This window comes from Micromonospora orduensis, from assembly GCF_006228125.1.
GTDB classification, from domain to species: Bacteria; Actinomycetota; Actinomycetes; order Mycobacteriales; family Micromonosporaceae; genus Micromonospora; species Micromonospora orduensis.
In genome coordinates this window covers 1-8,433 of record NZ_VDFY01000235.1, presented here as the reverse complement: position 1 = coordinate 8,433, position 8,433 = coordinate 1, and the positions used below count along the sequence as shown (strand labels likewise).

The following is an 8,433-nucleotide window of genomic DNA, read 5'->3' as shown; positions in this document are numbered from 1 at the left end:
ACCGCCAACAACATGGGCCTGATCGTCGGCGGCGTCAGATGTGTATAAGAGACAGCCGTGCGCCTGCCCGCCGTGTCCTGGAGCGTGCTGCGGTTCGGCCCGACCAGCGCCTGAGGTCGTACCGGGCTTTGAGCAGGCACAATTCATCCCGTCCCCCTGCAAGGAGAGATACCAGCATGATCCAGAACGACATGAGCCGGCGGCGCCTGCTCGGCCTCGGTCTCGGACTCGGTGCCGCGGCCACCCTGACCCTCGCCGGCTGCGGCGGAGGCGACGACAACGCCTCCGGGCCGGCCGCCGGCAACGGCGGCAAGGAGTACACCGGTCCCAAGGTCGACCTGAAGCTGTGGAACGGCTTCACCGGCGGCGACGGCGACATCTTCAAGGCGCTGGTGAACCAGTTCAACACCGAGCACCAGAACATCGCCGTGTCGGTGGCCACGTACCAGTGGGAGGACTACTACGCCAAGCTTCCCGGCGCGGCCTCCAGCGGCAACGGCCCGGACATCGCGGTCATGCACATGGACCAGCTCGCGACCTTCGCCGCCCGTGGCGTGATCACCGAGCTGGACGACGTGGCCAAGAACCTGGAGCTCTCCGAGTCGGACTTCGCACCCACCGTGTGGAAGGGCGGCCTCTACAACAACAAGCGGTACGGCATCCCGCTGGACATGCACCCGCTGGGCTTCTACTACAACAAGGCCGTCATGCAGAAGGCCGGCCTCGACCCGAACAAGCCGCCGGCGACGAAGGACGACTACATGGCGGCGCTGGTCGAGCTGAAGAAGTCAGGCGTGCAGGGCTTCTGGGTCAGCCCGTTCCAGTTCACCGGCGGCATGACCTTCTACTCCGTGCTCAACCAGTGGGGCGCCACCCTGTTCGACGCCGAGGTGGCCAAGGCCACGTTCAACTCCGACCCGGCGGTCGAGGCGTGCACCTGGCTGGTCGACATGATCAAGCAGGGTTACTCGCCGGCGAACGTCGGTCAGGACGCCGACTACCTGTCGTTCAAGAGCGGCAAGAACGCGTTCACCTGGAACGGCATCTGGCAGATCAACGACCTGAAGAAGAGCCCCGAGGTGCAGTGGGGCGTCGCTCCCCTGCCGCAGATCGGCAGCAAGCCGGCGGCCTGGGCCAACTCGCACAACTTCACGATCGTGAAGCAGCGGGCCAACAACGCCAACAAGGTCTCCGGCGCGAAGGTCTTCATCAACTGGCTGAGCCAGCACTCGCTGGACTGGGCCAAGGGCGGCCAGATCCCGGCCCGCAAGGACGTCCGCGAGGGCGCCGAGTTCAAGGCGCTGCCGGAGATCTCGTCGCTCGCCCCCGAACTGGAGTACGCGGCCTTCCCGCCGGCGGCACCGGGGCTGGGCGAGGTCATCACGACCTTCTACGACTCGTTCAACGAGGCCGTGCTTGGCAAGAAGTCGCCCAAGCAGGCCCTCGACGACGGTGTGGCCAAGGCCAACAAGCAGCTCGAGGACAACCGCAAGAAGTACGGGAGCTGATAACCCGTGGCGGACGTGATCGAGGTCGGGGCGGCGCGCGGTGACGCGCCGCCCCCGGCGGCCAACGCAGCCCGCCGGGCCTCGGCGGGCCGGACCGGACGGGCGACGCCATACCTGTTCCTCGCCCCGTACCTGGTCCTGTTCGGGGTCTTCGGCCTGCTGCCGATCGTCCTCGGCCTCTGGCTGAGCGTGCACCAGTGGGACTTCCAGCTACCGAACCGGCCGTTCGTCGGGTTGGACAACTACAAGGAGCTGTTCTCCAGCGACTCCGCCATCTTCGGCGACTGGTGGCAGAGCGTACGGGCCACCGCGATCTTCACGGTGCTGTCGGTGCCGCTGCTGGTGGTCGTACCGCTCGGGTTGGCGTTGCTGCTCAACCGCTCGTTCCCGGGCCGGACGTTCTTCCGGGCGATCTACTTCGCGCCGTACGTGCTGGGTGTGGCCGTGATCGGCCTGCTCTGGCGGTTCCTGCTCGACGCCAACCTGGGTCTGGTCAACCGGCTCCTCGGGGTGCTCGGGCTGCCGGCGGACACCCCGTGGGTGACGAACATGCCGTGGGCGTGGATCTCCCTGGTCGGGGTGACCGTCTGGTGGACGTCCGGGTTCAACGCGGTGATCTACCTGGCCGGCCTCCAGGACATCTCCCCGGAGCTGTACGAGGCGGCCCGGATGGACGGGGCCAGCGCGTGGCAGCGGTTCCGCAACGTCACCCTGCCCGGTCTGCGCCCGGTGCTGCTCTTCGTGATCACCACGACCGTGCTTGCCTCGGCGAACATGTTCGGCCAGTCCTTCCTGATCACCCAGGGCGCGCCCGGCACGGAGACCCGCACGGTGGTGTGGTTCATCGTCGAGGAGGGCCTGCGGGACAACGACGCGGGCCGCGCCGCCGCGATGAGCATCGTGTTCGCCCTGCTCCTGGCGGTCGTGAGCATCGCCAACTTCCGCCTCTTCCGCTACCGGGAAGACTGAGGGGACCGCCATGACGACGCCCACGCCGACCACCAACGGTTCCGCCTGGGGGGCGCGCCGGGTCGTGTTCTACGCCATCCTGGTCGCGCTGACCCTGGTCTTCCTGACCCCGCTGGTGTGGATGGTCATCACCTCGCTGAAGACCTACACGGCCGCCCAGGAGATCCCGCCGAGTTGGCTGCCGAACCCGATCGCCGGGTACGGCTACGAGCAGATCATGAACAACTCGGCGAACCCGGTGCTGCGCTGGTTCCTCAACAGCATGGTGGCCGCCACGCTGCACTCGCTGCTGGTGCTGGTGACCGCCTCGATGGCCGCGTACTCCCTGGCCCGCCTGCGGTTCCGCGGACGCGGGGTGACCTTCGCCCTGATCGTCGGGACGCTGTTCATCCCGCCGACCTCGCTGATCATCCCGAACTTCCTGATCGTCGACCAGCTCAACTGGATCGACACCCTCGCCGTGGTGGTGGTGCCCGGCGCGGCCAGTGCGTTCGGGGTGTTCTTCCTGCGGCAGTTCTTCCTCTCCCTGCCGAACGAGCTGGAGGAGGCCGCCACCCTCGACGGCGCGAACCAGTGGCAGATCTTCTACAAGGTGGTGCTGCCGCTGTCCAAGCCGGCGCTGGCCACCCTGGCCGTGCTGTCGTTCCTCACCAACTGGAACGACTTCCTCTGGCCGATCTTCGTGCTGTTCAGCCCGGAGAAGCTCACCCTGCCGCCGGGCCTGGGCCTGCTCCAGGGCTCGTACGTCACCGACTATCCGGTGATCATGGCGGGTGCGGTGCTGGCCAGCCTGCCGGTGCTGATCCTCTTCGTCCTGGCGCAGCGGCACATCATCCAGGGCGTCTCCCGCAGCGGTCTGAAGGGGTGACCCCCACGAGGACCTGGCGTGGCGGCGCGGCGGCGATCATCATCGCCGCCGCGCTGCTCGTCCCGGGCTGCGCCGACGACACCACCCGACCCACCCCCACCACGAGCAGCGGGAGCGACCCCAGCATGTTCACCAACCCGGTCGTACGCACCGACGCCCCGGACCCGCAGGCGATCCGGGTGGGCGACACCTGGTACCTGTTCCACACCAACTCGCAGGGCCGCAACGTCCCGGTGCTCACCTCCACCGACCTGGTCGACTGGACCGAGGCCGGGGACGCCCTGCCGACGCTGCCGGAATGGGCGGACGCCGGGAGGACCTGGGCGCCCGAGGCGATCGAGCTGGCACCGGACAGGTTCGTGCTCTACTACACCGTCGCCGGCCGGGAGTCCGGGCGGCAGTGCGTCGGGCGGGCGGTGGCCAGCGCGCCCCAGGGGCCGTACTCCGACGACGCGGCCGGCCCGCTGATCTGCCAGGCCGACCTGGGCGGGGCGATCGACGCCAGCCCGTACCGGGACACCGACGGCAGCCTGTGGCTGCTGTGGAAGAACGACGGCAACGCCATCGGGGTGGACACCTGGCTCTGGTCGCAGCGCCTCGCCGACGACGGCCTGACCCTCGTCGGTGAGCCGACGAAGCTGCTCAGGCAGACCGAGCCGTGGGAGAGCACCCTGATCGAGGGGCCGTTCTTCCACCGCCAGGACGGTCGGCTGCTGCTCTTCTTCGCCGCCAACGCGTACGACAGGGCCGAGTACGCGGAGGGCTACGCGGTCTGCGAGAGCCCGACCGGCCCGTGTGTGAAGGCCACCGAGAACCCGATCCTGAAGAGCAACGAGGTCGCCACCGGCCCCGGCCACGCCTCGATGGTGGTCAAGGACGGCCGCACCTGGCTGCTGTACCACGCGTGGCCGCCCGGGCAGGAGGGCAGCACCGACCCCGGCCGTCAGGTGTGGCTGGACGAGGTGACCTGGGTCGACGGCAGACCGGTAGTCAAGGCCCCGACCGGTACGCCGCAGTCCCGTCCCTGAGTTGATCGTGCGGAGGGGCACTCGGCCCCTCCGCACATCGGTCAGGCGCTCGGTTCGCGTGGCGCCGGGGCGACTGCCGGTTCGTGCCGGGCCAGCCGGTTGCGGCGGTGGCCGTAGCCGAAGTAGATGACCGCGCCGAGCAGCATCCAGGCCAGGAACCGCAGCCAGGTCTCCACCGACAGGTTGAGCATCAGGTAGAAGCAGGCCAGCGCGGAGACGACCGGCAGCACCGGGGAGAACGGCACCCGGAACGGCCGCTCGAGGTCCGGACGCTTGCGGCGCAGGATCGGCACGGCGATCGAGACGAGCACGAACGCGCAGAGCGCGCCGATGCTGACCAGGTCGGCCAGGGCGGAGAGCGGCAGGAAGCCGGCCAGCAGCGCGACCGCCACCGTCATGATCGCCGAGATCCGGTACGGGGTGCCCCAGCGCGGGTGCACGGCCGCGATCGAGGGCGGGATCAGCCCGTCCCGGGCGATGGCGAAGCCGATCCGGCCCATCGCCACCAGGTCGACCAGGATGACGCTGGTCAGGCCGGCGACCGCGGCGATGGAGACGAGCGTGGCCGCCCAGCCGGCGCCCACCGACTCGAACGCCGAGGCGATCGGGGCGCCCCTGTCGATCTCGGTGTACGGCACCATGCCGACGACCACCAGGGAGACGCCGATGTAGAGCACTGTGGAGATCAGCAGCGTGCCGAGCAGGCCCAGGGTGAGGTCCCGCTTGGGCTTGCGCGTCTCCTCGCCCAGGTTGGCGACGGCCTCGAAGCCGGTGTACGCGAAGAAGACCACCGCGGCGGCGCTGAGCACCCCGACGAAGCCGAAGACCGACGGCTCCAGCCCGAGCAGCGCCTGGGTGACCGGCTGCTTGATGCCGTCGTCGCCACTGCCGGCGGGCTCGGCCGGCGGGATGAACGGGGTGAGGTTGGCGGCCTTGACGAAGAACAGGCCGGCGACCACCACGAAGACGCAGATCGACACCTTGACCAGCACCAGCAGGTTGGTGATCCGGGCGGACTCCCGGATGCCGACGATCGCCACGACGCCGAGGATCAGCACGATGGCGATGGCGCCGATGTTGACAGTGCTGCCCTCCTCGCCGAACCAGCGGGTCGGCAGGTCGAGCAGTTCGGCGAGGTAGCCGGACCAGCCCCGGGCCACCACCGCCGCGCCGAGCGCGAACTCCAGCAGCAGGTCCCACCCGATGATCCAGGCGACGATCTCGCCCATCGTGGCGTACGCGTAGGTGTAGGCGCTGCCGGCGGTCGGCACGCTGGAGGCCAGCTCGGCGTAGCAGAGCGCGGCGAGCAGGGCGACCACCCCGGCGATGGCGAAGGAGATCACGACGCCCGGCCCGGCGCTGTCGCGGGCCTCGATTCCGGTGAGAGTGAAGATGCCGGTGCCGATCACGATGCCGATGCCGAAGCCGGTGAGGTCGATCGCACCGAGCCGCCTCTTCAGCCCCAGTTGACCGTCGGTGCCGTCCGCTTCACCCTGAGCTATCACGTCCTTGATCGGTTTTGTGCGCAGCACGGACATGCGCTCACCCCTCCCACCGTGCGACCACCACCGTGGCGGCCGGTGACCGGCGTTGCTACCCAGCGGCGGGAATGGCCAACCACGAACCCTTGCGGTTACGGGCCGAGTATGAAAATTTCCTACCAGCGGCAGATAGTCGTCGGCGAATCTTGCCGATTATGCCGCGTTGATCACACGGGAGCCCCAACGAAGGGACACACCGCATGAAGGCAACTCGCCTCGCGGCCGCCGGGCTGGCCACAGCCCTGCTCGCCACGCTCGCGGCGGCCGCCACCCCCGCGAGCGCCGCACCTTCCCCCTCCACCTCCACCACCACCTGCGTCACCGACCCCGCCACGCCGAAACGGCAGTTCCGGGCCATGTGGATCTCGTCGGTGGTCAACATCGACTGGCCCAGCAAGGCGTCCCAGACCAGCCCGGACCGGATCGCCGCCCAGCAGGCCGAGTACCGCGAACTGCTCGACCTCGCCGAGCGGCTGAACCACAACGCCGTCGTGGTGCAGGTCCGGCCGACCGCCGACGCGCTCTGGCCGTCACCGTACGAGCCGTGGTCCGAATACCTGACCGGCGTACGGGGCCAGGACCCCGGCTGGGATCCGCTGGCCTTCCTGGTCGACGAGTCCCACAAGCGCAACCTGGAGTTCCACGCCTGGTTCAACCCGTACCGCGTCTCCATGCCGGCCCCCGGCGGTGCCGGCGCGGACCTCAGCCTGCTCGCCCCCGGCCACCCGGCCCGGCAGCACCCGGACTGGACCTTCGTCTACCCGCCGGCGGGCGTCGCCGGCAGCCGGCTCTACTACAACCCCGGCATCCCCGAGGTACGCGAGTTCGTACAGACCGCGATGATGGACGCGGTCAAGCGGTACGACATCGACGGCGTGCACTTCGACGACTACTTCTACCCCTACCCCAGCGGCACCCACCAGGTGCCCGACGACGCCACCTTCGCCGCGTACAACAGGGGCTTCACCGACCGGGCGGACTGGCGGCGGGACAACATCAACCTGCTGATCCAGGAGATGAACGGCAAGATCAAGGCGGCGAAGCCGTGGGTGAAGTTCGGCGTCAGCCCGTTCGGCATCTGGCGCAACAAGAGCGCCGACCCGCTCGGCTCGGACACCACAGGCAGCCAGTCGTACGACATCATCTCCGCCGACACCCGCACGTGGGTCAAGCAGGAGTGGATCGACTACGTCGTGCCGCAGCTCTACTGGTACATCGGCCAGTACCCGGCGGCTGACTACGCCCGGCTGGTGCCGTGGTGGGCCGAGACGGTGCGGGGCACCCGTGTGCAGCTCTACATCGGCCAGGCCGACTACAAGAGCGGCGACCCGGCGTACGGGCCGTTCTGGCAGAACCCGCGTGAGCTGTCCGACCACCTGACGCTCAACCGGTCGTACCCGGAGGTGCAGGGCAACGTGCACTTCTCCGCCGTACAGGTGCGAGCCAACCGGCTCGGCGCCACCGACATCTACGCCGCCGAGCACTACTCGCGCCCCGCGCTGGTGCCGGCCATGCCACACCTGCCGGCCCGGCCGCTGCTCTTCCCGGTGGTCACCAAGACCACCCGGCAGGCCGACGGGGTACGCCTCACCTGGCGTCAGCCCGCCGACGGCGTCGGCCCGCTGGGCACGGCCACCTCGTACGCCATCTACCGGTTCGACGGCACCTCGGTGCCCGGTCGGTGCGCCACGGCCGACGCCGCGCACCTGGTCGACACCGTCCGGGCCGTGCCGGGCGCGGCCCAGTCGTGGGTGGACACCACGGCCGAGCCCGGCCGGCGCTACACCTACCAGCTGACCGCGCTGGACCGGTCGGCCAACGAGAGCCTCCCCAGCCCGCCGGCATTCGTCCTGCGCTGACCCGTTCTCCCGAATGCCCCGGGCGCCTCGAGCGCTCGGGGCATTCGTCTGTTTAAACCCATGTCACCAATAGTTGGCACTGCACGTACCACCCGGTTGATCAGTTGATCGACACTGGTCGACATCCCGGTGACCCGCCGGTAACTTCCGTCCCAGCCGCTCACCCCCGCGGAGGTAACACGTGCCCCGACGTCTCGCCACCCTGCTCACCTCGGGCGCGCTCGCGCTGCTCGCCACCCTCGCCATCGCCTCCCCCGCCGCCGCCGTCACCCCCGCACAGAAGCTCTCCGTGCTGTCCAGCTGGACCCAGACCAGCGCGTCCAGCTACAACTCCTGGAACAGCGCCCGGGTCAACCGGGCACCGTGGGCCGAGTACAACTTCGACTGGTCCACCGACTACTGCTCGTCCAGCCCGGACAACCCGCTCGGGTTCACCTTCAACCTGGGCTGCTACCGGCACGACTTCGGCTACCGCAACTACAAGGCGGCCGGCCAGTTCTCCGCCAACAAGTCCCGCCTCGACAGCGCCTTTTACGAGGACCTGAAGCGGGTCTGCACCACCTACAACTCGGTCGTCCGGCCGGCCTGCTACAGCCTGGCCTGGACCTACTACCAGGCGGTAAGCATCTTCGGCTCCGTCGCCGCCGTGCAGCAGGCCGA

At 69.1% G+C, this 8,433-nt stretch carries 7 protein-coding genes; 6 read left to right on the top strand and 1 reads right to left on the bottom strand.

The window, feature by feature from the left end; genetic code table 11:
- Positions 1 to 176 precede the first annotated feature (176 nt).
- Genes FHG89_RS26780 through FHG89_RS26765 form a run of 4 tightly spaced genes read left to right on the top strand, consistent with a single transcriptional unit; the run spans position 177 to position 4,373 of the window.
- On the top strand, positions 177 to 1,508 hold the full coding sequence (locus FHG89_RS26780; protein ID WP_139587185.1) for an ABC transporter substrate-binding protein: 1,332 nt from the start codon (positions 177 to 179) through the stop codon (positions 1,506 to 1,508).
- A gap of 6 nt (positions 1,509 to 1,514) precedes the next feature.
- A complete protein-coding gene (locus FHG89_RS26775; protein WP_139587184.1) occupies positions 1,515 to 2,477 on the top strand; it encodes a carbohydrate ABC transporter permease in 963 nt (320 codons plus the stop codon).
- 10 nt (positions 2,478 to 2,487) lie between these two features.
- Positions 2,488 to 3,345, top strand: coding sequence for a carbohydrate ABC transporter permease (locus FHG89_RS26770; protein ID WP_139587183.1), 858 nt, complete (start codon positions 2,488 to 2,490; stop codon positions 3,343 to 3,345).
- Positions 3,342 to 4,373: a glycoside hydrolase family 43 protein gene (locus FHG89_RS26765; protein WP_139587182.1), complete on the top strand. Its 1,032-nt coding sequence runs from the start codon at positions 3,342 to 3,344 to the stop codon at positions 4,371 to 4,373. The genes FHG89_RS26770 and FHG89_RS26765 overlap by 4 nt, the downstream gene beginning before the upstream one ends.
- A 41-nt stretch (positions 4,374 to 4,414) precedes the next feature.
- Here FHG89_RS26765 and FHG89_RS26760 read toward each other — a convergent pair whose 3' ends face one another.
- The gene (locus FHG89_RS26760; RefSeq protein WP_139587181.1) at positions 4,415 to 5,911 is read right to left on the bottom strand and encodes an amino acid permease; all 1,497 of its coding nucleotides are present in this window, start codon (positions 5,909 to 5,911) and stop codon (positions 4,415 to 4,417) included.
- A gap of 203 nt (positions 5,912 to 6,114) precedes the next feature.
- Here FHG89_RS26760 and FHG89_RS26755 point away from each other — a divergent pair, with 203 nt between their 5' ends.
- Both FHG89_RS26755 and FHG89_RS26750 read left to right on the top strand, forming a co-directional pair.
- Positions 6,115 to 7,773: a glycoside hydrolase family 10-like protein gene (locus tag FHG89_RS26755; protein ID WP_139587180.1), complete on the top strand. Its 1,659-nt coding sequence runs from the start codon at positions 6,115 to 6,117 to the stop codon at positions 7,771 to 7,773.
- Between the two features lie 181 nt (positions 7,774 to 7,954).
- Positions 7,955 to 8,433, top strand: a 479-nt coding sequence (locus FHG89_RS26750) for a phospholipase (RefSeq protein WP_139587179.1), incomplete at its 3' end; no start/stop codon positions are given.

What these genes read in the sequence shown, in the direction of transcription:
- FHG89_RS26755 (WP_139587180.1), top strand. Translation starts at nt 6,115, where the DNA reads ATGAAGGCAACTCGCCTCGCGGCCGCCGGGCTGGCCACAGCCCTGCTC.
- FHG89_RS26760 (WP_139587181.1), bottom strand. Translation starts at nt 5,911, where the DNA reads ATGTCCGTGCTGCGCACAAAACCGATCAAGGACGTGATAGCTCAGGGT.
- FHG89_RS26770 (WP_139587183.1), top strand. Translation starts at nt 2,488, where the DNA reads ATGACGACGCCCACGCCGACCACCAACGGTTCCGCCTGGGGGGCGCGC.
- FHG89_RS26780 (WP_139587185.1), top strand. Translation starts at nt 177, where the DNA reads ATGATCCAGAACGACATGAGCCGGCGGCGCCTGCTCGGCCTCGGTCTC.